Genomic DNA, 24169 nt, shown 5'->3' with positions numbered 1-24169 from the left:
TTACTTGAAAATAATTATCATTAAGATTGTCATTTCCAAAAAAACTCATAACGACAAACCCATAATTCTATAGGAATGATGATGCGCCCCCTTTTTCGTGTCTCTCTCCTGGCAAGCGCTATAGCATTTGCGCTGCCAGCGCTCGCCGCAGATAACACTCAAACAGATAAAACTCCCGCAGATAAAAAAGCTGACGATATTACCGTCGTCGGCAACTGGCTGGATAATCCGGACACCAGCACCGTGCTGCTTAACCACCCTGGCGCGCGCTCGATCGTGACCGATCAGCAGCTTCGTGAGCAAGGTTCAGAGACACTAGCCGATGCGCTAAAAGGCATTCCGGGCGTGCAGGTGCGTGACAGCAACGGCACCGGCGGCAGCGACATTTCCCTTAACGTTGGCGTGCGCGGCCTGACTTCTCGCCTGTCCCCACGTTCAACCATCCTGATGGACGGCGTGCCGCTCGCGGTTGCCCCTTACGGCCAGCCACAGCTTTCCATGGCGCCGCTGGGCATGGGCAACATTCAGTCCGTGGACGTGGTTCGAGGCGGCGGCGCAGTGCGTTATGGGCCGCAAAACGTTGGCGGCGTGATTAACTTTGTTACTCGCGACATTCCGAAAGAGTTTGGCGGCACCGTCAGCGCCCAGACCCAGGGCGCCAGCCACGGTGGCCTGAAAACGCTGACCAGCGCGTCCGTGGGCGGCACGGCGGATAACGGCTTTGGTGCAGAACTGCTCTACTCCGGCCTGCACGGCCAGGGCTACCGTGAAAGCAACGACAATACCGACATCGACGATTTCATGCTGAAGACCAAGTACAACTTCACCGATCGCGATGAGCTGCAGGCTAACTTCCACTATTACGAAGCCCAGTCAGGTATGCCAGGCGGCCTGACGACCGCACAGTATGCAAAAGATCCGTTCCAGTCGGACCGCCGCTGGGACAGCTTTGAAGGCCGCCGCAAGGACATGTCCTTCAAATATAAGCACACAGAAGACGATAAAAAGCTGGAAGTCCTGACCTACTTCACCGACAGCTACCGCAGCAGCGATCTGGAGTATTTCAAGGGCAACAAACGTACCCTGAACTCAGCGCCTCGCAACTACTCCACCTGGGCGATTGAGCCAACCTATTCTCAGCTGTTCCGCTTCTGGGATATGTCTCATGAAGTCACCCTGGGCTACCGCTACCTGAACGAAACGTCGGACGAGAAAGGTTACCGCACGCCAAAAGCGTATGATCCTGCGACAACCTTCACCAAACCGGACATGACCGAGTACTACCAGCACAGCTCGGGCGGTACTGCAGCGAACGCTTTCTATATTGATGATGCCATCAACGTCAGCGACTGGACGATTACGCCGGGTCTACGCTATGAAAGCATCAAAACGCACACCAGCGACTCCTTCCAGAACATCGATCGCGAGAAGACCTACAGCCAGCCGCTGCCTTCTATCAGCGTGATGTACCATATGTCTGATGCCTGGAAACTGTTCGCCAACGCCAGCACCTCCTTCGGCAGTATGCAGTACTTCCAGCTCACCCGCGGCGGCAGCGGCAATCAGCCGGCAGCCGGCCTGACCCCGGAAAAAGCGCATACCTATGAGTTCGGTACCCGTTATGACGACACCGCGCTGAAGGCTGAAGCGACGCTGTTCTACATCGACTTCGACGATCAGCTGCAGTACATCAACAACATTGTGGGCTGGACGAACCTCGGTGCAACCAAACACCAGGGCCTTGAACTGGCGCTAAATTACGATCTAAGCGAAGTCGACCGCGCACTGGACGGCGTGAGCGTTTACACCACGTACACCTACACCAAAGCCACCAGTGACAAAGGGGACTTCGCCGGGAAAGATCTGCCGTTCTACTCTCGCCAGGTGTACACCATGGGCACCCGCTACGCGACCGGTAACTGGGTATGGAATCTGGACAGTTTTGCACAGTCTAAACAGAGCTCTCCGGGTACCGGGCCGAACTACATCACCGACGAAAGCGCGGATGGGCAGTTTGGTAATATCGCAGGCTATATGGTGTGGAATATGCGAGGCGAGTACGACTTTGGGCCGTCGCTGTCTCACCTGAAGCTGGGTGCCGGGATTAAAAACCTGTTCGATCAGCGTTATTACACGCGTTCGAATGACAATAACTCTGGGAAATACGTAGGTGAGCCGCGTACCTACTTCGTACAGGCTTCGATGGCGTTCTGATAACGACCCTCACCCTAACCCTCTCCCTAACAGGGAGAGGGAATAAAGCAGTGTTTTTCCCCTCATCTTCCGGGGAGTTTTTTCTCCCTCGCCCCTCTGGGGAGAGGGCCGGGGTGAGGGGAAAATTACGCCAGATCCCCGCCGTTACTGGCAATCACCTTCTTATACCAGTAGAACGACTTCTTCGGCGTGCGCGCCAGCGTTCCCTGCCCTTCATCATCACGATCGACATACACAAAGCCGTAGCGTTTGCTCATCTCCCCGGTTGACGCTGACACCAGGTCAATGCAGCCCCACGAGGTGTAGCCTATAACCGGAATACCGTCCTCAATCGCCTCGCCCATGGCTTTAATGTGTTCCCGCAGATAGCTGATACGGTAGTCATCGTTGATTTCCCCGTCGGCGTTCATTTCGTCCTTCGCGCCCAGCCCGTTCTCCACCAGGAACAGCGGTTTCTGATAGCGGTCGTACATCATGTTCATCGTGATGCGCAGCCCGAGCGGGTCGATGCCCCAGCCCCACTGGCTGAAAGTAATGTGCGGGTTCTTGAGCGATTTAATGATGTTAGCCGGGTTGGTATTCCCCCCGTTCATGTCTGCCGAAGCACAGCGCGAGGCGTAATAGCTGAAGGAGACAAAATCCACGGTGTTCTTCAGGATCTCGTCGTCGCCATGCTCGGTGACAATCTCAATCCCTTTCTCACGGAACATTCGTGCCGCGTAAGCGGGATAAGCGCCGCGCGCCTGCACGTCAATAAAGAACAGATTCTCGCGGTCTTTCTCGAGCGCCGCCCAAACGTCCTCCGGCTTGCAGCTGTATGGGTAGAAGTTCCCCCCCGCCAGCATGCAACCAACCTGATTTACCGGGTTAACCTGATGGGCGATTTTAGTGACCAGCGCGCTGGCCACCAGCTCGTGGTGCGCGGCCTGGTACATCACCTGCTCTTTATTATCTCCTGCTTCAAAGACCAGTCCCGCACCGGAGAAAGGGCTGTGCAGCATGATGTTAATTTCATTGAAGGTCAGCCAGTATTTCACCAGGCCGTCGAACGCCTCAAAGCAGGTGCGCGCGTAGCGGCTGAAAAACTCCACCATTTTACGGTTGCGCCATGAGCCGTATTCCTGCACCAGGTACATCGGCACATCGAAGTGACACAGCGTCACCAGCGGTTCGATGTTGTATTTCTTGCACTCGGCAAACAGGTCGCGGTAGAACGCGATCCCTTCCGGGTTCGGCGTCGTTTCATCCCCTTTGGGAAATAGTCGGCTCCACGCGATGGAGGTTCGGAACACGGTGAAGCCCATTTCTGCCAGCAGCGCGATGTCGTCTTTATAGCGATGGTAAAAATCTATGGCCTCGTGACTCGGATAAAATTCATCGTCGCGCAGCGCAAACCGCTTTTCCACCCCAAGCTTTACCCCAAGGCGGTTGTCGCCATGGGGGATCATATCGACGGTACTCAGCCCCTTACCGCCCGCCTCATACGCGCCTTCTGCCTGATTAGCCGCAATAGCGCCGCCCCACAAAAATCCTTTTGGAAAAACTGTCTCAGCCATGCTTACCTCTGCTTAAAGTGTTTTTACTGCATTATCTGGTCGTACAAATGCCGTGCTGCTGTCCTGCTCTTTGGCTTTCACTTCCTCCACTGGAATATCTTCAAAGCCGAGAATAAGCGTAGTAATAAACGACAGCACCACGGCCAGAATCATTACCGCCCCCACCCAAACGATACTCATCGGGTTGGCGGGATCGAAGAACTGCACGCTGGTGAATAGCCCCGGCGAGGCCATAGAATGGCTGGCCAGGCCGCCGATACCGGCGACGGCCCCGCAAATAAAACCGCTGATAAGGCAGGCAATCAGCGGGCGTTTCAGCCGCACCGCGACGCCGTAAAGCGCAGGCTCTGAAATGCCGGCCACGATTGCCGATGCCGCAGCAGCAAGCGCAGTCTGACGCAGTTCAGGGTTTTTCGTCCGCCAGGCTACGGCCAAAGACGACCCGCCGAGGGACAGGTTAGCGCCAATTTCAGACGGCATAACCATGCCTTCTTTGCCTGTTTCGGCAATGGTCTGGATAATCGTCGGCGTGAAGACGCGGTGCATGCCCGTCATCACCAGCAGCGGCCAGATAGCCCCCATGATGGCGACGGACAGCCAGCCCAGATAACCGTGAACGGTGTACACCAGCGAAGAGATCCCGCTGCCAATCCAGATCCCCATCGGTCCAATCAGCAAAATCGCTATCGGCGCGGAAATCAGCACGATCAGCATCGGCTTGAGGAAGTTTTTGGTCACCGCTGGCGTAATACGATCCACGCCTTTTTCGATGTACGACAGCAGCCAGGTCATCACCAGCGCGGGGATCACGGTATAGGTGTATTTCACGGCAGTGACGGGCACGCCCATAAAATCAACCGTCTGCCCCTGGGCCGCTTTGGCCATCAGGTCAATAAAGGCCGGATGCACCAGCACCCCGGCGATGGCAATCGCCAGCGACATGTTGGTTTTAAATTTCACGGCGGCAGAAGCCGCCACCATCACCGGCAGGAAGAAGAAAGCGCCGTCACCGATGAGGTTAAGAATAATCAGTGTCGAAGAGGTCGTTTCAAATAACCCGGTCATCGCGAGGATCATCGCCAGCAGCTTCACCATTGAGCCGCCGATAATCGCCGGGATAAGCGGCGACATGGTGCCAATCAGCGCATCCAGGATGCCCGCGCCGATGCGTTTCAGGGTCAGTTTTCCCTTTGCCGCCTGCGGCCTGTCGCCAGCTCCTTCGGGGAGATGTTTCAGCACTTCAGCGTAGGCCTGAGATACCGTGTTGCCGATGATGACCTGACATTGCTGGTCGTTTTTCACCACGCCCAGCACGCCGGAAATGGCCTTCAGCCGGGCGCTGTCCACCCTTGCATCGTCCTGTAATACAAAGCGCAGCCGCGTCATGCAATGGGTTACCGCCACCACGTTTTCCGCGCCGCCTAAAGCCTCAACAATCTGTCGGGATACTGCCTCGTACTTGTTAGCCATGAGGTGAAACTCTCTTGTTATGATTTTGTAGGTAACCGGTTCCACATAATCATGTGTAGTTGAAAATTAGATCACAATGATTATTTTTATTGAGATCGATTTTTGTGATTTACATCGAAATACAGGCTGCGCTGCGCCCTGGCCGCGAAAAGTGTAAAATGGTCAGAAATGACGAACTTACGAGAAGCCTTTATGTCGACGATGCAGGAAGTGGCGAAAAAAGCAGGCGTATCAAAGGCGACCGTTTCGCGCGTGTTGTCGGGCAAGGGCTACGTGAGCGAGGCCACTAAAACGCAGGTGTACCAGGCCATTCAGGAAACGGGATATCGCCCTAATCTGCTGGCACGCAATCTTGCGACCAGCAAATCAGGCTACATCGGCCTGGTGGTGACCAACACGTTGTACAGCGGGAACTATTTTAGCGAACTGCTTTCCCAGGCTGCGCTAAAGCTCGAAGCCAGCGGGCGTCAGCTGATTCTGGTCGACGGCAAACACAGCGCCCAGGAAGAGCAGGCTGCCGTGCAGTTTCTGCTCGATTTGCACTGCGACGCGGTGATCATTTACCCGCGTTTTTTAAGCGTGGATGAGATGGATGCGCTGATTGAGCAGCATAAGCAGCCGATCATGGTGATGAACCGCAAGCTGCGTAAACACCAGAGCCACTGCATTTGCTGCGATCACAAAGGCTCCAGCTTCAAGGCCACTCGCTACCTGATTGACCAGGGCCACCGGGATATCGCCTTTATCACCGGCGTCCTCGACTCCCCCACGGCGAGAGAGCGCCTGTCTGGCTACCGCGAAGCGCTGGAGCAGGCCGGATTGCCGGTCCGGGACGAGCTTATCGCCACCGGAAAATGGACGCCTGCCAGCGGGTCGGCGGCGGTAGAAACGCTGCTCTCAGCGAAACTAGATTTTAGCGCCCTGGTCGCCAGCAACGATGACATGGCTATCGGCGCTATCAGCAGGCTCGGCCTGTCGGGCCTGTCGGTGCCGCGCGATGTGTCGGTTATTGGCTTTGATAATGTCCCGACCGGGGCTTTTCTCACCCCGCCGCTGTCGAGCGTGAAAGAGCCGGTGAGCGAGATGATCCATGAAGTGATTAACCGCCTGACGGCGATGCTGGACGGCGGCTATTTCTCACGGGATAACTTGTACAGTTCTGAGATGATTGTGCGCGATTCTGTGACGAAAGGACCGTATTTTCAGCCAAAATAAGGTAAAAGAAAAAGGAGCGGAATTCGCTCCTTTTCTGTCATTAAGCTCGACTACCAAACACCGCTTCTACGGCAAAAGCAGCAATTTGCCCATCCTGCTCTTTCGTGGCCCCCGACACGCCAATCGCGCCAATAACCGCGCCCTCCGCGTTGCGCAGCGGGATACCGCCGTCAATGCCCACCAGCCCACCGTTGCTGTTTTCCAGCGAATACGCCGGGCCGTTCGGGTGCAAATTAGCGCCGACATCTTCGCTATTGGCCTGGAACAGCACCGCCGTACGCGCTTTGCGCGTAGCGATATCAATGGTGGCCAGGAATGTCCCGTCCATGCGGGCAAAGGCCGTTAGGTGGCCGCCGCTGTCCAGCACCACCACGGAAACCGGAGGAAAGCTGTGGGCCTCCACCGCCGTTTTGACGCCGGCTATCAGCGCTTCTGCAAGAACTAAACTGACTGTCACGATGAAAACCTCAATGTGCTAACGGCGGATGTTTTTTGGCGTCAATAACCGCCCAGGTGTGGATCAGCAGGCCGAAGACCGCCAGAATTGCCCCGACCCAGCCGGTGGACTCCCAGCCAAAGCCTGCGGAAATGGTCACCCCACCAAGCCAGGCGCCTAACGCGTTGGCAATGTTGAACGCCGAGTGATTCATCGCCGCCGCCATTGTTTGCGCGTCACCGGCCACGTCCATCAGGCGAATTTGCAGCACCGAAGAAAGCGACACCATTGTGCCAACCAACATCACGGTGACCGCGCCCAGCCACGGATAGTGCGAGGTGTAAACGTAAGCGCTGAGCACCAGAATCGCCCAAATCAGCAGCAGGCGAACGGTTTTCTCCAGCCCGCGATCCGCCAGGCGGCCGCCGACGATATTACCGACAATCATGCCCAGGCCGAACATCGACAGGATCACCGGGATCATGCCTACTGACTGGTGCGCCAGCTCCAGCATCGTTGGCTTAACGTAGCTGAAGACGGAGAACATTCCGCCGCTGCCAATCGCGCCGATAGCCAGCGTCAGCAGCACCTGCTTGCGGGTCAACGCGGTCAGCTCACGCAGCGGGCTGGCGTCTTTATCCCCGGCATGCCACGGCACCCAGATCCACACCAGAATCAGCGTCAGCACGGCAAGCCCGCCCACGATAGCAAACGCGCTGCGCCAGCCGAACAGCTGCCCAATGGCCGCCACGGCGGGCACGCCGAGTAAGTTGGCTATCGTCAGGCCGAGCAGCACCATCGACACCGCCTGCGCCCGCTTAGAACGCTCCACAAGGCTTGCCGCCAGCAAAGCCGCGACGCCAAAGAACGTGCCGTGCGGGAAACCGGCCAGGAAGCGCGCCAGCATCATGGAGTAGTAGCCTGGTGCAAAAGCGCTCAACAGGTTGCCAACGGCAAACATCGCCATCAGGGCAATCAGAAAGTCACGCCTCGCCATGCGGGCACCCAGCACCGCCAGCAGCGGAGCGCCAACCACCACGCCCAGCGCATAAATGCTGATCAGGTGGCCCGCAGAAGGAATAGAAACGTGCAGCCCGTTTGCGGCATCGGGTAGCAGTCCCATGATGACGAATTCGCCGGTACCGATGGCGAAGCCGCCCATGCCGAGCGCGAACAGCGCTTTTAGCAGCCCCGCTCGCGACAGGGAAACCGTCTCAGCCCCCTGTTCCAGGGTTTGTTCATTAAGTGATGACATAGTTTTTTGACTTGTGCAGGTGAACAACAAAATACGCCCCGGCGCGGTTCAGCGGGGCGCGAGAGAGAACTAAGGCGATGTTTTCCGGTGCGGAGGTGCCATAAATTCGGCCCCCAGCGGGGTGCTAATATGCTTGGCTAAAATGTGATCAATATCGCATTTGTCTTCGGCGGTCAACGTCCAGCCGGACACGTCTTCCACCCCGTTGAGCTGTTCAGGACGACGAGCGCCCCACAGCGCAATGGTTGGGCCGGCATCCAGCACCCAGCGCAGTGCCAGGGCCATCACGCTCTTGCCGTAGCGCTCTGCAGCAAACGCTTTCAATTCTTCGACTGCGGCCAGATACTGCGCAAAGCGCGGCGGCTGAAATTTCGGATCAAAGCTGCGCAGGTCGCCTTCGCCAAACGCGGTTTCCGGCGTCATGCGGCCGGATAGCAAGCCTCGGCAAATCGCGCCGTAGGCCAGCACCACCATCTGATGGTATTTCGCATAGGGCAGAAGATCCTTTTCTGTCGCGCCGCGTTCAAACAGATTGAGGGGTGGCTGCATGGTTGCCAGCGGCGCGGCGCTGCGGAATCTGTCCATTTGCGCTGGGGAATAGTTGCTGACGCCGAGGGCGCGGAATTTCCCCTGCTGATGCAGCGTTTCCAGCACGCGCGCGGTTTCGTCTATCGCCACTAAATCGTCCGGCCAGTGTACCTGATACAGGTCGATATAATCCGTTTGCAGGCGGCGAAGCGAGTCTTCAATTTCCTGACGAATGCGCTGCGGCGTGGAATTACGCGTCACCCGCCCGGCGTCGTCCCAGTCCAGCGCCACTTTGGTGGCAATAATCGCTTTGTCCCGACGGCCCACCAGCGCTTTGCCCACCACCTCTTCGGAATGCCCAAAGCCGTACACCGGCGCCGTATCAATAAGGTTGATGCCGCGCTCCAGCGCTTCATGCAGCGTCGCTATCGACTGCCCGTCGTTGCTGCCGCCCCACATGCTGCCGCCAATGGCCCACGTGCCCAGGCCGATACGGCTGACGGGCTCAGAGATGCCCGCGATGTGAATTGTTTCGATTGCCATGATTTGCCCCTGTCTGTTCTGTGAACCAATTGTAACTCATGTTAAGTTGAATTAATTTCAACGAACCCTTGATGACAGAGGCCCCTTTTATGCCGGTTCCGGTCCGTGGCGAACTCGCCGATCTCAACGTTTTTTTGACCATCTGCCGCCGGAAAAGCTTCCGTCTTGCCGCCTCTGAGCTGGGCGTGTCTACCTCTGCGCTAAGCCACACGATGCGCGGGCTGGAGGAGCGACTGGGGGTGCGCCTGCTCAACCGCACCAGCCGCTCCGTTGTACCTACCGACGCCGGTGAAGCGCTACTTGGGCATCTGGAAACCGGGTTTTCCCATATCCGTATGGCGCTTGATGAGCTGGATCATTACCGCGAATCCCCGGTCGGGCGGCTGAGGATCAATATCCCGCGAGACGCCGCCCAGCTGCTGTTTGCGCCCGTGCTGGCAAAATTTATGGCGATGTACCCCCGGCTGCAGATGGAGATTACCGTCGATAACACGCTGGTTGATATTATCGGCAGCGGCTACGACGCCGGGATTCGCTACGGGGAGAGCGTCCCTAGAGACATGATTGCAATGCCCGTGACGCGCAAGCTTAGGTGGATTGTGGTGGCCTCGCCGCAGTATTTAAACCATACCGCGCACCTCCCACTGAACCATCCGGACGATCTCTTTCAGCACCAGTGCATCCGGATGCGGCTCGGCAACGGCACGCTGTATAAATGGGAGCTTAACCGGAGCAAAGAGGCGCTGGCGCTGGATGTGCCCGGCTCGCTGATCCTCAATGAAAGCGAAATGATCATTGATACCGCCCTGAACGGCTTCGGGCTGGCTTATTGCCTGGATGTGCGAGTGCGGCCGCTGCTGGAGAGCGGGCAGCTGGTGCAGGTTATTCCGGAGTGGGTGTGTGAAGATGAACCGATGGTGATGTATTACCCCAGCCGCAGGCAGCTCCATCCCGGCCTACGCCGGCTTATCGAGATGATGCGAGAGGCCACGCTGTACTGACAGTACACAAAGAAATACTTCATCTTAAAAATCAATCAGTAAACACCACTCCATATTAATTCGCTATTAAATAGCTTGCAATAACATAGCGCACTATTTAAATTCACTACCGCCAACACTCAACAACGACAATCCACAACAAACTAAGTAGCACGCGATACAATCGCAAAGGAGATAACATGCCACGTTCACTACTGATCGCCATGACGTTAACCGCTTCCGGCCTGGCCCCTGTTTTTGCCGCCGACGCACCGACCCCGAGCGTCGGCGTGAGTAAGTTTCTCTCCGTTTTAAACAGCAGTGGGGGCAAACCCATCGAGCAACTCCCTCCCCAGGCTGCCCGCCAGGTCCTGATCGATGCCCAAAAAGGCGCCAAACTTCCCCCCGCTGATGTCTCTGAAAAGACAATTACCGTTGGCGGCAAGCCGCTAACGCTCACCCTTGTTAAGCCCCAAAATGCCAGCGGCAAACTGCCGGTATTTATGTTCTTCCACGGCGGTGGCTGGGTGCTGGGTGACTTCCAGACTCATGAACGCCTGGTGCGCGATTTAGTCTCTGAGTCGGGCGCTGCGGCGGTGTTTGTGAACTACACCCCATCCCCGGAAGCGCACTTCCCTGTGGCCATCAACCAGGCTTATGAAGCAACACGCTGGGTGGCCGAACACGGCAGCGAAATTGGTGTAGACGGCAGTCGCCTTGCGCTGGCCGGTAACAGCGTGGGCGGAAACATGGTTGCCGCCGTAGCCCTGCAGGCCAAAGCGCAGCAAACCCCGGCGATTCGCTACCAGGTTATGCTGTGGCCAGTAACCGACGCGCGCTTTGATACAGGCTCTTACAACCAGTTCTCAAACGGCTATTTCCTCAGTAAGAACATGATGAAATGGTTCTGGGACAACTACACCACAAAAGAGAGCGACCGCCACAATATTCTGGCTTCACCGCTGGAGGCCAGTCGTGAACAGTTGAAAGGCCTGCCACCTACTCTGATTCAAACAGCGGAGCTTGACGTCCTGCGTGATGAAGGCGAAGCCTTTGGCCGGAAGCTAGACGAAGCGGGTGTACCGGTGACCGTGACCCGCTATAACGGCATGATCCACGATTACGGTCTATTGAATGCCATCAGCGATGAGCCTGGAGTGCGTACCGCCATTTCACAGGCCGCAGGCGAGTTACGTGCCCATCTGAACTGATGTCGAGGTTGTATTGAGGGGGATAACAACGGTTATCCCTCTTTGTGTTTTTATCTCGCCTCATCGATCGTGCAAATAATTCGTCTGCCGACATTATCCAGGTTGATTTACGTCAACGTGATGCTCCCACGAAAGCGCATGATAGCCACCCGCAAATAATAGAATCCATATTATCCCGGTATAAAACGAATCATTAATAAGACAGATGAGTGAATGACTGATGAGCAAACTGAGAATGTTGATGCTGTCGCTGGGTCTGGTCAGTGGCATGGCAAACGCCGCCCTACCGCTGTTCAACGGACACGGTGCACCGGGGGATGTGCATATCGATAACGGAGGGCCGGTCTATTTGAACGGTAAGCAGATGGCGCTGAAAAAGGTCAACGATAATTTCTATGAGGCGCGTGGCCAGGGTGTGGTGTTATCGATTGCCGTGATGCCTGACGGCAGTCCTTCCGTCAGTTGGACCGGTAAACACCGGGCTCACGGGGAAATCATTCCGACAGAAAAGTAATAGCTAAAGGCTTATGCCCGGCGGGTGAGAGGCGCTCACCCGCACAACGTCTTATTCCGCTTTCGCAGGCTTCAGGCGCTGAGTCAGACCACGCAGGAAGTAGCGCAGGAACTGATCGCCACACTCGCGGTAGTTTTTATGATCCGGGTTACGCATCATGGCGGTAATTTCCGGCATAGAAATGCGGAACTGCTGGGCGGTCAGGATCTCCAGCACGTCGTCAGACTTCAGCTCAAAGGCGATACGCAGCTTTTTCAGAATAATGTTGTTGGTCATCCGACGCTCAAGCTTCGGCTCCGGCTTGCTTTCGTCTTTGCCGCGTTTAAAGTAGATCAAACCGTTAAGAAAGTTCGCCATGATCAGATCCGGACAGGCTTTAAAGCCTTCTTCGTCTTCTTTCTTTAACCACGGAACGATCTGTTCCGCAGGGACGTCGGTGCCGGTCAAGGCAAGGATCTTCACGATTCCATCGTTATTCAGGTTCAGCATGTAGCGAACGCTAAGCAGTACGTCATTATTCAACATGGGGCAATCTCAGGGCTCAAAAGCGGGCAGTATATAGAGAAGCGAACGCGTTGTAACAAAAACCGCGCGGATTTGTCCGCCGGAGCTAAATTTACCGGCGGTGAATTGGCACTCTTCAGGCTTAAGGGTAGACTCAATGGGCTAACTTTCATCCTAAAAGGCAATCATTTGATCCTACGACTTTGGCAAGAATCCGATCGTCCCTTCTTACGCACCCTTTACCTTCACGCCCGCCGCAAAGCCTGGCCCTGGCTCGACGGCAGCACCTGGCAGCTCGAAGACTTTGACAGCTCCACTCAGGATGAACGCATCTGGGTAGCCGAAGATAACGGCCACCGCATCGGCTTCGCTTCCGTCTGGGTGCAGGATAACTTTTTGCATAACCTGTTCGTCAGCCCGGAACATCAGGGAACGGGCGCGGGAAAGGCGCTTCTGGAGAAAGTGCAGAGTGAATTTACCGCCACGGGTTCGCTAAAGTGCCTAGCGAGAAATGAACACGCGATTGAGTTTTATCGACGTAACGGCTGGCATATTGAGGCTCCGGGAGAGGGGCCAGACGGTGAATACTATTTGATGCATTTTGTGTTGAGGTAGTCCCCCCACCGGCAGTAACTGAATAGAGAATAAAGGAAAAGGGTAGCGTAGATAATTTTGCTTACGCTACGCCATTATTGCCATGACGCCGAAAGGCCGGGCGCTGGTTCAGTGCGGTATACCAGCGCTCAATTTCCGCCATCTGAGGATGAGCGAACGGCGTCATCTTCCAGCGATTAACCGACAGGCCAAGGACAATATCCGCGAGGGTAAACTGACTGCCGGTTACCCATGCTCCGGTTTTCTGAAGTTGCTCATTGAGAATTTGCACACAACCTGTCCAGGCAGTAATGCTTTCCTGAATCTGATTCGCATCCTGAAAACGTGGATCCTTACGTACCAGAGCCATGAACGCATAGCGCCAGGCCGTGTTAAACTCCGTTGCCTGCCAGTCCATCCAGCGCTCGACGTCCGCCGCCCCTTGCGGTGTGGAAGGTAGCAGATCTTCCCGCCCCGCTTTGCGCGCCAGATAACGGCAGATGCTGTTCGACTCCCACAGTACAAAATCGTCATCCAGCAGTACCGGCACCAGGCTATTGGGATTGAGGGCAAGGAAATCCGCAGACTGAATCGACCGGAACCCGCTCCCATAATCTTCCTGCTGGTATTCCAGCCCCGACTCTTCGCAGGTCCACAGCGCTTTGCGTACGTTAATTGATGAGCGTTTGCCCAGTATTCTTATCATCGCCTGCAAACCTCAATCACAACAGCGTGGTGTTTCACTTTTGCAAACAAAAACGCCTCTCCATGACGGGAGAGGCGTCTCGTTTTACACGGCTCTAAAGGCGATCTCGCTAGGGATCACGTCTCCGTTCCAGTAAAGCTGAGCCGCCACGCGCCCCGCCAGTTCGCGGTACAGCGTAGTGATGTCGCTTTCCGGGCGATTAATGACCGTCGGCTTACCGGCGTCGAGGTCTTCACGCAGGGTAATGTGCAGCGGCAACTGCCCCAGCAGCGTAGTGTGATACTGCTGCGCCAGCTTCTCCGCGCCGCCGGTGCCGAAAATCGGCTCCTGGTGGCCGCAGTTGCTACAGATATGAATACTCATATTCTCGACAATACCTACCACCGGCACCTCAACTTTCTCGAACATCACGATCCCTTTACGGGCGTCAATCAGCGCGATGTCCTGCGGCGTGGTCACGACCATCGCCCCGGTAACCGGAATGTTTTGCGCCAGCGTCAGCTGGATGTCACCGGTACCCGGCGGCATATCGATAACCAGGTAGTCCAGATCCGGCCACAGGGTTTCCTGCAGCATTTGCATCAGCGCTTTGCTGGCCATCGGGCCGCGCCACACCATGGCGTTTTCGTCGGTAACGAGGTAACCGATCGAGTTAGTTGCCAGGCCGTGCGCCACGATCGGTGCCATGTGCTTGCCGTCCGGGGAGGTTGGACGCTCGTGTTCGGCCCCCAGCATGGTTGGGATCGACGGGCCGTAAATATCGGCATCCAGAATGCCGACTTTGGCCCCTTCGGCCGCCAGCGCCAGCGCCATGTTTACCGCAGTGGTTGATTTCCCTACCCCGCCTTTGCCGGAGCTGACGGCAATAATATTTTTAACGCCGTTAATGCCGGGCTGGTTTTTCACTCGCTTCAGCGTGGCGATGTGATGGCTTAGCTTCCAGTCTACTGCTTTCGCGCCGGTGATCCGCAGCAGGTCTGAACTGCAGCTCTCTTTCAGGGCGTCAAATCCGCTTTGCCAGGCGAACGGCATCTGCAGTTCAACGTGCAGCGTGTCGTCAAGCATGGCGACATGGTGCAGCGCTTTCAGCGCGGTAAGGTTGTGTTTCAAGGTAGGGTGCTGAAAATTAGCCAGGGTCCCGGCAACCATCGCGCGTAGCTGTTCCGGGGACTTGCTGGACGGGGATTGCGAATTCATCCCGACTCCTTATGTTTTTATCGGACATTGCAATCCGCTAAGCATACCAGAAACCACGCCGCCTATTCATGTGCGGTTATTGCGGGCTTTGGGGTTACTAAACAATTGCCAATCCGGTAATATCAAGTCCCCTTTTTTAAAATCAGAAGATGCAATTCCCACTATGACTCAACCCGCGAAGAAAATATTGGTAACGTGCGCCCTGCCGTACGCAAACGGCTCAATCCACCTCGGTCACATGCTGGAGCATATTCAGGCTGATGTCTGGGTCCGTTACCAACGAATGCGCGGCAACGAGGTTAACTTCATCTGCGCAGACGACGCCCACGGCACGCCTATCATGCTGAAAGCACAGCAGCTGGATATCACCCCAGAGCAGATGATTGCCGAAATGAGTCAGGAGCATCAGACTGATTTTGCAGGTTTTAATATCAGCTATGATAACTATCACTCCACCCACAGCGACGAAAACCGCGAGCTGTCGGAGCTGATTTATGGCCGCCTGAAAGAGAACGGTTTTATTAAAAACCGCACTATCTCTCAGCTCTACGATCCGGAAAAAGGCATGTTCCTGCCGGACCGTTTTGTCAAAGGCACCTGCCCGAAATGTAAAGCCCCGGATCAGTACGGCGATAACTGCGAAGTGTGCGGCTCCACCTACAGCCCAACTGAGCTTATCGATCCAAAATCCGTGGTGTCCGGCGCGACGCCTGAAATGCGTGATTCCGAGCACTTCTTCTTTGACCTGCCGTCCTTCAGCGAAATGCTGCAGGCGTGGACCCGCAGCGGCGCGCTGCAGGAGCAGGTGGCGAACAAGATGCAGGAGTGGTTCGAATCCGGTCTGCAGCAGTGGGATATCTCCCGCGATGCACCTTACTTCGGCTTCGAAATCCCGAACGCTCCGGGCAAATATTTCTACGTCTGGCTGGATGCGCCAATCGGCTACATGGGCTCCTTTAAGAACCTGTGCGACAAGCGCGGCGACACCACCAGCTTCGACGAATACTGGAAGAAAGATTCTACGACCGAGCTGTATCACTTCATCGGTAAAGACATCGTTTACTTCCACAGCCTGTTCTGGCCTGCCATGCTGGAAGGCAGTAACTTCCGCAAGCCAACCAACCTGTTTGTTCACGGCTATGTGACGGTTAACGGCGCGAAGATGTCCAAGTCTCGCGGCACCTTTATCAAAGCCAGCACCTGGCTGAAGCACTTTGACGCCGACAGCCTGCGCTACTACTACACCGCGAAGCTCTCTTCCCGCATCGACGATATCGACCTGAACCTGGAAGACTTCGTGCAGCGCGTGAACAGCGACATCGTCAACAAAGTGGTTAACCTGGCGTCACGTAACGCCGGCTTTATCGCCAAGCGTTTTGACGGCGTGCTGGCCGCAGAGATTGCCGATGCCGAGCTGTATAAAACCTTCACCGACGCGTCAGAAAGCATCGGCGAAGCCTGGGACAGCCGCGAATTTGGCCGTGCTATTCGCGAAATCATGGCGCTGGCGGACATTGCTAACCGCTACGTGGACGAGCAGGCTCCGTGGGTTGTGGCTAAGCAGGAAGGCCGCGATGCCGATCTGCAGGCCATTTGCTCCATGGGCATCAACCTGTTCCGCGTGCTGATGACCTACCTGAAGCCGGTTCTGCCATCGCTCACCGAGCGTACAGAAGCCTTCCTGAATGCTGAACTGAGCTGGGACAGCATCGCTACGCCGCTGCTGAGCCACAAGGTAAACAGCTTCAAGGCGCTGTATAACCGCATTGAAACCAAACAGGTGGAAGCCCTGGTGGAAGCGTCTAAAGAAGAAGTGAAAGCGCTGAATGCGGCACCGGTAACCGGCCCGCTGGCGGACGATCCGATTCAGGAGACCATCACCTTTGATGACTTCGCGAAAGTGGATATGCGCATTGCGCTGATTGAGAAAGCAGAATTCGTGGACGGCTCCGACAAGCTGCTGCGCCTGACGCTGGATCTCGGCGGCGAAAAACGCAACGTCTTCTCCGGCATTCGTACCGCTTACCCGGATCCGTTTAAGCTGGAAGGTCGCCTGACCGTGATGGTGGCCAACCTCGCTCCTCGTAAGATGCGCTTTGGCGTGTCTGAGGGGATGGTGATGGCCGCAGGCCCTGGCGGGAAAGACATCTTCCTGCTGAGCCCGGACAGCGGCGCTCAGCCCGGCATGGCGGTTAAGTAATTCCCCACCCAGCCCTCTCCCCTCCGGGGAGAGGGTGAAAAAACGGATTTATCCCGCTTTATCCCCACTCCCGTTCAGGGATGGGGCTGCAAAATAATCGAACTACCTTATCTTTAGCCCCTCTCCCTTCTAGAAAGGGGAATACCCTGCTTTTGTCCCCTCTCCCTTATTAGGGAGAGGGTTAGGGTGAGGGTAAAATCAGGCGTCTCTTGCCTGCCCAACAGTTTTATCCTTCAGGAACAACACCATCAGGCCAAGCCAAACCACTCCGCCCAGCAGGTTAAACAGGCTGAACAGACCGTTGCCGCCGAACTGGTAGGCGTGCTTGCTCAGCTCAATACCGACGGTAAAGATCAGCATTTGCAGCATGCCCATCGCCGCCGACACCGTGCCTTTACTCATCTCGCTGGCAAACAACGTCAGACGCACCAGACCCGCATTCGCAAGGCCGATACCAAAGGCGTAAAGACTCAGGCCAGCGGTCATCCACAAATAAGCATGAGAAGAAACCACCGTAGCCACTGCCGCAGCAATCAGCCCCGGCACAATCCACCAGCCGCCCATGATGATCAGGCTTCGTACGCTACGACGGGACGTCAGTTTGGCCAGGACCAGGTTACCGAGGATCAGCGCGCCAAAGATGGGCACCTGCAGCAGACCGTATTCATAAGTGCTGAGATTCTCCCCGCTGATGATGATCACCGGCGACTGGGCAATCCACGCCAGCAGCGGCAGGCTTACAAAGCCGGTAGCCAGCGCGCCCGAGACAAAACGCAGGTTTTTCAGCACCAGCTTGTAGTCATGTCCAAGTTCTTTCAGCGAAAGCTTTTCGCCAAGACGCGTCGCGGTTTCCGGCATCGCCTTGTGCAGCCCAAAGAAAGAGATAGCGGCCAACAGCGCAAACAGCACGAACATCGTTTCCCACGGAGCGACGTGGATCCACGCCGCGCCCACCAGCGGCCCAAGCAGCGGCGCGATGAGCGCCACGTTAGCCATCAGCGCGGTTATCTTGATGCAAACCGACTCTTCGAACGATTCCTGAATCGCGGCGTAGCCCACCGCGCCAATAAAGCACAGGCTGACGCCCTGCAGGAAACGCAGGAAGGTGAACTGCTGAATATCCTGGGCCAGCAGCGTTGCAAGGCAGGTGACAATAAACCAGACCACGCCGGTCAACATCACCGGGCGGCGGCCAATACGGTCAGACAGCGGCCCGAGCAGCCACTGCAGGAACATCCCGCCCGCCAGGTAAGCCGTCATGGAGGTCGGCACCCATTCCACGCCCGCCTGGAACTGATCCACCACGGCCAGCATACCCGGCTGGATCATGTCATTGCCGATATAAGTTGAGAATTCGTAGAGCACCAGGCAGAGCGGGAACAGCAGTGCCTGACGGCCTAACGTTTTGTTAGCTATCGTATTATGTTGCATTAGGAACTCAGAAGATAAAGAAACGCGCAGAGTGTATTCAATTGCCCGTACCAGCGGTAGTCAACGGCTGACAAATAGCACGGGGTGTAAAGCCGCGCACATCATACCTCAATTCTATTAAGGATTTCTTAATCTGTGATGAATATTCTGCTGCCATGCATTTAAGGTCAGTACGGTCTTCGCCAACTACAAGATGAAATGTTTTCCTAAACCAACGGTAAATAAGACAAAACTGCTTTACCGACTACCGTCCCGCTTCTATCTTTTCCAGCTTTGCATCCTGATAATACTGGCTGCCGTTTTTAGCTGGCTTTCCCGGAATGAAGGGCTGGATCGCTGGCTGACCGGGTTGTGGTTTGATGCCGCCAGCCACCGTTTTCCGCTGCAAAACGATCGGCTGCTGGATTTGCTCAACCACCGCCTGTTAAAGGACCAGGTGATTGCCGGCGGGGTTATCGCGCTGCTATGGGGACTCTGGCGTCGTCAGCCACGGCTGGTCGTAGTGGCGTTGCTCATCGGACTTGGGGCATTAACGGTCGGCGTCCTGAAAGGGTTTAGCCACCACTCCTGCCCGTGGAGCCTGGTGGAGTACGGCGGGAATGCCGCCTCGTACCCGCTTTTCAGCACCGCTCCGGCAGACAGCGGGCCAGGAAGATGTTTTCCCGGCGGTCATGCTTCCAGCGGTTTTGGCGTTATGGCGCTGTTTTTTTTGTTTTACCGTGAACGCCCGCGTCTGGCGTGGTTTTTCCTCGGCCTTGGCGTTTTTCTCGGCCTGGGAATGGGGTACGGCCAGGTGATGCGCGGCGCGCACTTTTTCAGCCACAACCTGTGGGCAGGTTGGTGGATATGGTTAACCCAGGTGGTGCTTTACGGCGCGATATCCACCTGGTCAGTTAAAGCACAGGACAAGTCATAATGGAAACGCTCAACCAGAATCTGTTTTTGCTCATAAATGCCACCCCGTCATCACCGGAGTGGATGATAAAACTGGCGATTTTCTTCGCCCGGGATCTGATCAGCATCGTCCCGCTGCTGATCGTCGCGCTCTGGCTGTGGGGCCAGCGTAAACAAATGCCGGCCCAGCGCCAGGTGGTGATCAAAACCGGCATGGCGCTGGTGATTAGCGTGGCGCTGTCGTGGATCATCGGCCATGTGTTCCCGCACCCTCGCCCTTTTGTGGTCGGGCTGGGCTACAACTTCCTGCATCATGCGCCGGATGATTCTTTCCCGAGCGACCACGGCACGGTAATCTTCACCTTCGCCCTGGCATTTTTGTGCTGGCACCGCATCTGGTCCGGCGTGATGCTGTTTGCGATCGGCTGCGCGATTGCCTGGTCCCGCGTCTATCTCGGCGTGCACTGGCCGCTGGACATGCTCGGCGGCCTGCTGGTCGGCATGAGCGCCTGTCTGCTGTCGCAGATCGTCTGGAACCTGCGCGGGCCACAAATCCACCAGCGCCTGCATCAGATTTACCGCTACTGTTTCGCGTTACCCATCCGTAAAGGCTGGGTGCGTGACTAAGCGGTGCGCCACAGGTAATATGCATTAACTAAAGCCCTGCCTTAGCGAGGCTTTTTAATGTTCAGAGGCCGCTATGGAAACCCGCCGTGAAGAGCGCATTAACCGCCTGCTACAGGCGCTGAAGCGCAGCGATAAAATTCATCTCAAAGAAGCCGCTCAGCTGTTGGGCGTCTCCGAAATGACCATCCGCCGCGACATTAACAACGAACCGGGTCAGGTTGTTCTGCTGGGAGGATACGTGGTTCTGGAGCCTCGCAGCGCCGGGTCCAGCTACTATCTGCTTAGCGATGAAAAAACGCGCCAGGTTGAAGAGAAACGCCACGCCGCAAGGCTCGCCGCGCAGCATGTTCGCCCGCGCCAGACCGTGTTCTTCGACTGTGGCACCACCACGCCTTACATTATTGACGCCCTTGACGACGATCTGCCTTTCACTGCCCTGTGCTATTCCCTCAACACTTTTCTGGCGCTGCAGGAGAAGCCGAACTGCCGGGTGATTTTAAGCGGCGGCGAGTTTCACTCCAGCAATGCAATTTTTAATCCGATTAGCTTCCAGGAGTGCCTGGGGAATATCTGCCCGGACATCGCCTTTTTATCCGCGGCAGGCGTCCACCTGCGCTACGGCGCAACCTGCTTTAATCTGAATGAGCTGGCGGTGAAGCATTGGGCGCTGAGCATGGCCCAGCGTAATGTTCTGGTGGTGGATGACACCAAGTTTGGCAAGGTTCGCGCCGCCTGCATGGGGCCACTGACGGCGTTTGATACGATTATTACCAATCGGCCTCCCGCCGCGGAGTTTATAGACTATGCCGCGGCGGAAAACCTAACGCTAACGTGGTAGGCGCTTAAGAGAACCAGCTCCCGAACCAGCCGTGGAGCTTCATCAGCACAAAGTCCCACATGCGGCTGAAGAAGCCGCCCTCTTCAACCGGCTCCATCACCAGCAGCGGACGCTGCTCAATGGATTTGCCGTTCAGCAGGAAGTCGATGGTACCGACTGCCTGGCCTTTCTTCAGCGGCGCGGTTAGCTGAGGTTCATTCAGCGTAAAGCTGGCTTTCAGGTTTTTCAGCTGGCCGCGGGGAATAGTCACCGAGCCGCCTTCTCCTGCCCCCAGATTGACTTCGCTCTTATCGCCAAACCAGACACGCTGGGTCACGAAAGTCGCATCAGGCTTGATTGGCGTTACGGTTTCGAAGAAGCGGAAGCCCCAGGTCAGCAGCTTTTCGCTCTCGTTGAAGCGAATGCGGTCAGTTTTTGTCCCCAGCACCACGGAAATCAGGCGCATATCGCCGGAGGTTGCCGACGCGACAAGATTATAGCCCGCGCCCACGGTGGTGCCGGTTTTCATGCCGTCAACGTTTAGGTTGGAGTTCCACAGCAGGCGGTTGCGGTTCGGCTGCTTGATATTGTTAAAGGTGAACTCTTTCTCTTTGTGTACCGCGTATTCGTCCGGCACGTCGTGGATCAGCGCCTGGCCCAGCAGCGCCATGTCGCGCGCGGTGCTGTACTGCCCCGGAGCATCCAGGCCATGAACAGTTTTAAAGGTAGTGTTGGTGAGCTTGAGCTTCTGCGCGTAGTTGTTCATTAGGCTGACAAACGAGTCCTGGCTGCCCGCCACATAGTCGGCAATCGCAATGCTGGCGTCGTTCCCGGACTGAATAATGACGCCTTTGTTCAGATCTTCCACCGAGACTTTATCGCCTGGTTTCAGGAACATCAGCGAAGAGCCGCGCAGCACCGGGTTACCGGTGGCCCAGGCATCTTTCCCGATAGTCACCATATCCGTCAGGTGAATCTTGCCTGCTTTCAGCGCCTGCCCTACCACGTAGCTGGTCATCAGCTTGGTCAGACTTGCCGGATCGAGCTTTTCGTCGGCATTTCCTTCCGCCAGCACCTTCCCGCTGGCGTAATCCATCAAAATCCAGGCTCTGCCATCGACCTGGGGCGCATCTGCGGTCTGCTCAGCGCTCAGCGCAGGAGCCGCCATCAGCAGCAGGGTTGTCCCTGCGACTAAACCACGTAGTGTTGCAGGCATTTGCAAGATCGTCATAAAACCACCTGAGTATCCATTCTTAAAAAATTCACGGTGCGCACCGCCACCCAAAAGTCAGGGTGTGAGTAATAACGCACGAATCCACTTAAAGAAACATAGAGTTGGTAAAGTTTTTAAAGTTTATTCGATATCTGCGCGAGTTGCCGCCGTCATGCCATTTTTTTTAGCTTCGGTTGAGAAACAGTGGTGTTTTCGTGACCGGAGCCTGGCATACTCGATGTCCACCTGCAAAAAAAGGAACCACCATGATTACCGTTTGGGGCAGAGATAACTCCACCAATGTGAAGAAAGTGCTGTGGTGTCTGGAAGAGCTGCAACTGCCGTACCGCTCCGTGCCCGCGGGCGGGAAATTTGGCCTGACGCACGACGCTGAATACCTGGCGATGAACCCGAATGGCCTGGTGCCGTGCGTTCACGACGACGCACACGGGCTGACGCTGTGGGAATCCAACACCATCGTGCGCTACCTGGCGGCTGAATATGGTCGCGATTCGCTGTGGGTAAATGCTCCGGCAGAACGTGCCAAAGGTGAAAAATGGATGGACTGGTCCGCTACGGCGGTCGCTGGCCCCTACCGCGGTGTGTACGCCAGCCTGGTCAGAACTCCGCCGGAAGAGCGCGATCGGAAGCTGATTGAGCAAAGCATTGTGGCCTGCAACAAGCTGTTTGCGATTGCAGATGCGGAACTGGCTAATCAGCCCTGGCTGGGTGGCGAAGCCTTTGGCCTGGGCGACCTCGCCTTTGGCCCGCAAATCTACAGCCTGCTCAACCTTGATATTCCGTGGGATGCGGTGCCAAATCTTCAACGCTGGTATCAGCAACTGACCCAGCGCCCGGCGTTCAAGAAAATTGTGATGATCCCGCTGACCTGATTTAGCTTTCGGCCGGGCTGATTTTTAGCAGCTCGCCGTCAGATTCGTCGGTCAGGACATACAGATAGCCGTCCGGGCCGACGCGCACATCGCGAATACGCTTTTTACGATCCCCCAGCAGCCGCTGTTCGGCCGTCGCCTTGTCGCCGTCCAGCGTTAGCTCAATCAGATTCTTTTCTTTGAGTGCGCCGATAAACAACTTGCCTTTCCACTGCGGGAAGGTGTCAGCCGAATAAAACGCCATGCCGCTTATGGCAGGAGAGACTTTCCAGTAATGAATCGGCTGCTCGGTGCCTTCAACTTCCCCTCCTTTGGCTTCGGGGATCTTAAGCCCGCTGTAATTTATGCCCCAGGTCGCCAGCGGCCAGCCGTAGTTTTTCCCGGCTGCCGGGATATTGATTTCATCGCCACCTTTCGGCCCGTGCTCGTTTAGCCACAGCTCGCCGTTGGCCGGATTAATGGCTAATCCCTGCGGGTTACGGTGCCCGTAAGACCAAATTTCAGGCCGGATGCCTGGTTTGCCTATAAACGGGTTATCCTGCGGGACGGAACCATCGGCATTAAGCCGCACCACTTTGCCCTGCAGCTTATCGAGATCCTGGGCCGTAGCGCGCTCGTTGTTTTCCCCCAGCGCGATAAACACATGGCCTTGCCCGTCAAACGCCATGCGTCCACCGAAATGGTTGCCGGTGGAGAGTTTTGGCGTCTGGCGGAACACAACCTTAAAGTTTTCCAGCCGCTTCAGATCCGGGCTTAACGTTCCATACCCGACGGCAGTACCGGCTTTATTGTCGCTGCCGCCTTCGGCAAAGCTAAGCCACACGCGGCGGCTGCTGGCAAAGTCCGGGGCCAGCACAACATCCAGCAAACCGCCCTGCCCGTGGGCCCAGACAACGGGCACGCCGCTAATCGGCGCGGACAGTCCTTTGCCCTACTGCCACAGATGCAGTTCCCCGCCACGCAGGGTAATCAACATGCCCTGGTTATCCGGTAAAAAGTCCAGCGCCCACGGGTGGGGCAGGTTGGTTTGCAGGACTTCAACGTTGGTTTTGGCAGCCAGGGCATAAGAGGCAGAGAAAAGTAGCGCGGCGGCAATAAGCGTGCGGGACGGGAACGGCGGCATGGCAATCTCCTGGTTTTGACTATCCGTTAAGGGTAGCCGCCGGAGATA

Annotated in this window: 21 protein-coding genes and 1 pseudogene; 11 read left to right on the top strand and 11 right to left on the bottom strand. The window is 56.2% G+C overall.

Features of this window, described 5'->3' with window-relative positions:
• Nucleotides 1–81 precede the first annotated feature (81 nt).
• Nucleotides 82–2214: a TonB-dependent receptor family protein gene (locus ACR6JA_RS12120; RefSeq protein ID WP_213712638.1), complete on the top strand. Its 2133-nt coding sequence runs from the start codon at nt 82–84 to the stop codon at nt 2212–2214.
• A gap of 125 nt (nt 2215–2339) precedes the next feature.
• Here ACR6JA_RS12120 and ACR6JA_RS12115 read toward each other — a convergent pair whose 3' ends face one another.
• Both ACR6JA_RS12115 and ascF read right to left on the bottom strand, forming a co-directional pair.
• Nucleotides 2340–3770 carry a 6-phospho-beta-glucosidase gene (locus ACR6JA_RS12115; protein WP_494492841.1) on the bottom strand — a complete coding sequence of 477 codons (1431 nt, stop codon included), beginning with the start codon at nt 3768–3770 and terminating at the stop codon, nt 2340–2342.
• A gap of 12 nt (nt 3771–3782) precedes the next feature.
• Nucleotides 3783–5240: a PTS cellobiose/arbutin/salicin transporter subunit IIBC gene (ascF, locus tag ACR6JA_RS12110; RefSeq protein ID WP_494492840.1), complete on the bottom strand. Its 1458-nt coding sequence runs from the start codon at nt 5238–5240 to the stop codon at nt 3783–3785.
• A 201-nt stretch (nt 5241–5441) separates the two neighbouring features.
• Between ascF and ACR6JA_RS12105 the strand changes: the two genes are divergently transcribed.
• A complete protein-coding gene (locus tag ACR6JA_RS12105; RefSeq protein ID WP_494493250.1) occupies nt 5442–6455 on the top strand; it encodes a LacI family DNA-binding transcriptional regulator in 1014 nt (337 codons plus the stop codon).
• Between the two features lie 40 nt (nt 6456–6495).
• Here ACR6JA_RS12105 and ACR6JA_RS12100 read toward each other — a convergent pair whose 3' ends face one another.
• The 3 genes from ACR6JA_RS12100 to ACR6JA_RS12090 all read right to left on the bottom strand — a co-directional run bounded on the left by ACR6JA_RS12100 (nt 6496) and on the right by ACR6JA_RS12090 (nt 9217).
• On the bottom strand, nt 6496–6912 hold the full coding sequence (locus tag ACR6JA_RS12100) for a GlcG/HbpS family heme-binding protein (RefSeq protein ID WP_213712644.1): 417 nt from the start codon (nt 6910–6912) through the stop codon (nt 6496–6498).
• 10 nt (nt 6913–6922) lie between these two features.
• Complete coding sequence (locus tag ACR6JA_RS12095) at nt 6923–8146, bottom strand: MFS transporter (RefSeq protein ID WP_166872434.1); 1224 nt, start codon at nt 8144–8146, stop codon at nt 6923–6925.
• 69 nt (nt 8147–8215) lie between these two features.
• Nucleotides 8216–9217, bottom strand: a complete 1002-nt coding sequence (locus tag ACR6JA_RS12090) for an aldo/keto reductase (RefSeq protein ID WP_494492839.1) — start codon at nt 9215–9217, stop codon at nt 8216–8218.
• Between the two features lie 71 nt (nt 9218–9288).
• Here ACR6JA_RS12090 and ACR6JA_RS12085 point away from each other — a divergent pair, with 71 nt between their 5' ends.
• The 3 genes from ACR6JA_RS12085 to ACR6JA_RS12075 all read left to right on the top strand — a co-directional run bounded on the left by ACR6JA_RS12085 (nt 9289) and on the right by ACR6JA_RS12075 (nt 11922).
• On the top strand, nt 9289–10218 hold the full coding sequence (locus tag ACR6JA_RS12085) for a LysR family transcriptional regulator (RefSeq protein ID WP_494492838.1): 930 nt from the start codon (nt 9289–9291) through the stop codon (nt 10216–10218).
• A 179-nt stretch (nt 10219–10397) separates the two neighbouring features.
• Nucleotides 10398–11408 carry an alpha/beta hydrolase gene (locus tag ACR6JA_RS12080; RefSeq protein ID WP_494492837.1) on the top strand — a complete coding sequence of 337 codons (1011 nt, stop codon included), beginning with the start codon at nt 10398–10400 and terminating at the stop codon, nt 11406–11408.
• A gap of 220 nt (nt 11409–11628) precedes the next feature.
• Complete coding sequence (locus ACR6JA_RS12075; protein WP_494492836.1) at nt 11629–11922, top strand: hypothetical protein; 294 nt, start codon at nt 11629–11631, stop codon at nt 11920–11922.
• A 51-nt stretch (nt 11923–11973) separates the two neighbouring features.
• On the opposite strand, the gene ACR6JA_RS12070 is transcribed toward ACR6JA_RS12075, so the two are convergent.
• Entirely contained in the window at nt 11974–12447 is a 474-nt protein-coding gene (locus ACR6JA_RS12070; RefSeq protein ID WP_008455188.1) for a YehS family protein, read from the bottom strand.
• 168 nt (nt 12448–12615) lie between these two features.
• On the opposite strand from ACR6JA_RS12070, the gene ACR6JA_RS12065 reads away from it, so the two are divergent.
• The gene (locus tag ACR6JA_RS12065) at nt 12616–13041 is read left to right on the top strand and encodes a GNAT family N-acetyltransferase (protein WP_213712649.1); all 426 of its coding nucleotides are present in this window, start codon (nt 12616–12618) and stop codon (nt 13039–13041) included.
• 61 nt (nt 13042–13102) lie between these two features.
• On the opposite strand, the gene ACR6JA_RS12060 is transcribed toward ACR6JA_RS12065, so the two are convergent.
• Entirely contained in the window at nt 13103–13726 is a 624-nt protein-coding gene (locus ACR6JA_RS12060; protein ID WP_494492835.1) for a glutathione S-transferase family protein, read from the bottom strand.
• An 84-nt stretch (nt 13727–13810) separates the two neighbouring features.
• On the bottom strand, nt 13811–14923 hold the full coding sequence (apbC, locus tag ACR6JA_RS12055; RefSeq protein ID WP_213712651.1) for an iron-sulfur cluster carrier protein ApbC: 1113 nt from the start codon (nt 14921–14923) through the stop codon (nt 13811–13813).
• Between the two features lie 163 nt (nt 14924–15086).
• On the opposite strand from apbC, the gene metG reads away from it, so the two are divergent.
• Nucleotides 15087–17123 (top strand): methionine--tRNA ligase, encoded by a 2037-nt coding sequence (metG, locus tag ACR6JA_RS12050; RefSeq protein WP_494492834.1) that lies wholly within the window; start codon nt 15087–15089, stop codon nt 17121–17123.
• A 198-nt stretch (nt 17124–17321) separates the two neighbouring features.
• On the opposite strand, the gene ACR6JA_RS12045 is transcribed toward metG, so the two are convergent.
• Complete coding sequence (locus ACR6JA_RS12045; RefSeq protein ID WP_494492833.1) at nt 17322–18554, bottom strand: MFS transporter; 1233 nt, start codon at nt 18552–18554, stop codon at nt 17322–17324.
• A gap of 193 nt (nt 18555–18747) precedes the next feature.
• Here ACR6JA_RS12045 and ACR6JA_RS12040 point away from each other — a divergent pair, with 193 nt between their 5' ends.
• The 3 genes from ACR6JA_RS12040 to deoR all read left to right on the top strand — a co-directional run bounded on the left by ACR6JA_RS12040 (nt 18748) and on the right by deoR (nt 20913).
• Complete coding sequence (locus ACR6JA_RS12040) at nt 18748–19470, top strand: phosphatase PAP2 family protein (protein WP_494492832.1); 723 nt, start codon at nt 18748–18750, stop codon at nt 19468–19470.
• Nucleotides 19467–20075: an undecaprenyl-diphosphate phosphatase gene (gene ybjG, locus ACR6JA_RS12035; protein WP_034807788.1), complete on the top strand. Its 609-nt coding sequence runs from the start codon at nt 19467–19469 to the stop codon at nt 20073–20075. The genes ACR6JA_RS12040 and ybjG overlap by 4 nt, the downstream gene beginning before the upstream one ends.
• Nucleotides 20076–20148: 73 nt before the next feature.
• On the top strand, nt 20149–20913 hold the full coding sequence (gene deoR, locus ACR6JA_RS12030) for a DNA-binding transcriptional repressor DeoR (protein WP_494492831.1): 765 nt from the start codon (nt 20149–20151) through the stop codon (nt 20911–20913).
• Between the two features lie 4 nt (nt 20914–20917).
• On the opposite strand, the gene dacC is transcribed toward deoR, so the two are convergent.
• Nucleotides 20918–22123 (bottom strand): serine-type D-Ala-D-Ala carboxypeptidase, encoded by a 1206-nt coding sequence (gene dacC, locus ACR6JA_RS12025; RefSeq protein WP_250153473.1) that lies wholly within the window; start codon nt 22121–22123, stop codon nt 20918–20920.
• A gap of 248 nt (nt 22124–22371) precedes the next feature.
• Between dacC and ACR6JA_RS12020 the strand changes: the two genes are divergently transcribed.
• Entirely contained in the window at nt 22372–22998 is a 627-nt protein-coding gene (locus tag ACR6JA_RS12020) for a glutathione S-transferase family protein (RefSeq protein WP_494492830.1), read from the top strand.
• Between the two features lies 1 nt (nt 22999).
• Here ACR6JA_RS12020 and ACR6JA_RS12015 read toward each other — a convergent pair.
• Nucleotides 23000–24121: pseudogene (locus ACR6JA_RS12015) on the bottom strand (PQQ-dependent sugar dehydrogenase).
• Nucleotides 24122–24169: the final 48 nt, after the last annotated feature.

Source organism: Cedecea sp. B1(4) (genome assembly GCF_059414925.1).
This window is presented reverse-complemented; position numbering and strand designations above follow the sequence as displayed.

What these genes read in the sequence shown, in the direction of transcription:
- ACR6JA_RS12120 (WP_213712638.1), top strand. Translation starts at nt 82, where the DNA reads ATGCGCCCCCTTTTTCGTGTCTCTCTCCTGGCAAGCGCTATAGCATTT.
- ACR6JA_RS12115 (WP_494492841.1), bottom strand. Translation starts at nt 3,770, where the DNA reads ATGGCTGAGACAGTTTTTCCAAAAGGATTTTTGTGGGGCGGCGCTATT.
- ascF (WP_494492840.1), bottom strand. Translation starts at nt 5,240, where the DNA reads ATGGCTAACAAGTACGAGGCAGTATCCCGACAGATTGTTGAGGCTTTA.
- ACR6JA_RS12105 (WP_494493250.1), top strand. Translation starts at nt 5,442, where the DNA reads ATGCAGGAAGTGGCGAAAAAAGCAGGCGTATCAAAGGCGACCGTTTCG.
- ACR6JA_RS12095 (WP_166872434.1), bottom strand. Translation starts at nt 8,146, where the DNA reads ATGTCATCACTTAATGAACAAACCCTGGAACAGGGGGCTGAGACGGTT.
- ACR6JA_RS12090 (WP_494492839.1), bottom strand. Translation starts at nt 9,217, where the DNA reads ATGGCAATCGAAACAATTCACATCGCGGGCATCTCTGAGCCCGTCAGC.
- ACR6JA_RS12085 (WP_494492838.1), top strand. Translation starts at nt 9,289, where the DNA reads ATGACAGAGGCCCCTTTTATGCCGGTTCCGGTCCGTGGCGAACTCGCC.
- ACR6JA_RS12080 (WP_494492837.1), top strand. Translation starts at nt 10,398, where the DNA reads ATGCCACGTTCACTACTGATCGCCATGACGTTAACCGCTTCCGGCCTG.
- ACR6JA_RS12075 (WP_494492836.1), top strand. Translation starts at nt 11,629, where the DNA reads ATGAGCAAACTGAGAATGTTGATGCTGTCGCTGGGTCTGGTCAGTGGC.
- ACR6JA_RS12070 (WP_008455188.1), bottom strand. Translation starts at nt 12,447, where the DNA reads ATGTTGAATAATGACGTACTGCTTAGCGTTCGCTACATGCTGAACCTG.
- ACR6JA_RS12060 (WP_494492835.1), bottom strand. Translation starts at nt 13,726, where the DNA reads ATGATAAGAATACTGGGCAAACGCTCATCAATTAACGTACGCAAAGCG.
- apbC (WP_213712651.1), bottom strand. Translation starts at nt 14,923, where the DNA reads ATGAATTCGCAATCCCCGTCCAGCAAGTCCCCGGAACAGCTACGCGCG.
- metG (WP_494492834.1), top strand. Translation starts at nt 15,087, where the DNA reads ATGACTCAACCCGCGAAGAAAATATTGGTAACGTGCGCCCTGCCGTAC.
- ACR6JA_RS12045 (WP_494492833.1), bottom strand. Translation starts at nt 18,554, where the DNA reads ATGCAACATAATACGATAGCTAACAAAACGTTAGGCCGTCAGGCACTG.
- ACR6JA_RS12040 (WP_494492832.1), top strand. Translation starts at nt 18,748, where the DNA reads ATGAAATGTTTTCCTAAACCAACGGTAAATAAGACAAAACTGCTTTAC.
- deoR (WP_494492831.1), top strand. Translation starts at nt 20,149, where the DNA reads ATGGAAACCCGCCGTGAAGAGCGCATTAACCGCCTGCTACAGGCGCTG.
- dacC (WP_250153473.1), bottom strand. Translation starts at nt 22,123, where the DNA reads ATGACGATCTTGCAAATGCCTGCAACACTACGTGGTTTAGTCGCAGGG.
- ACR6JA_RS12020 (WP_494492830.1), top strand. Translation starts at nt 22,372, where the DNA reads ATGATTACCGTTTGGGGCAGAGATAACTCCACCAATGTGAAGAAAGTG.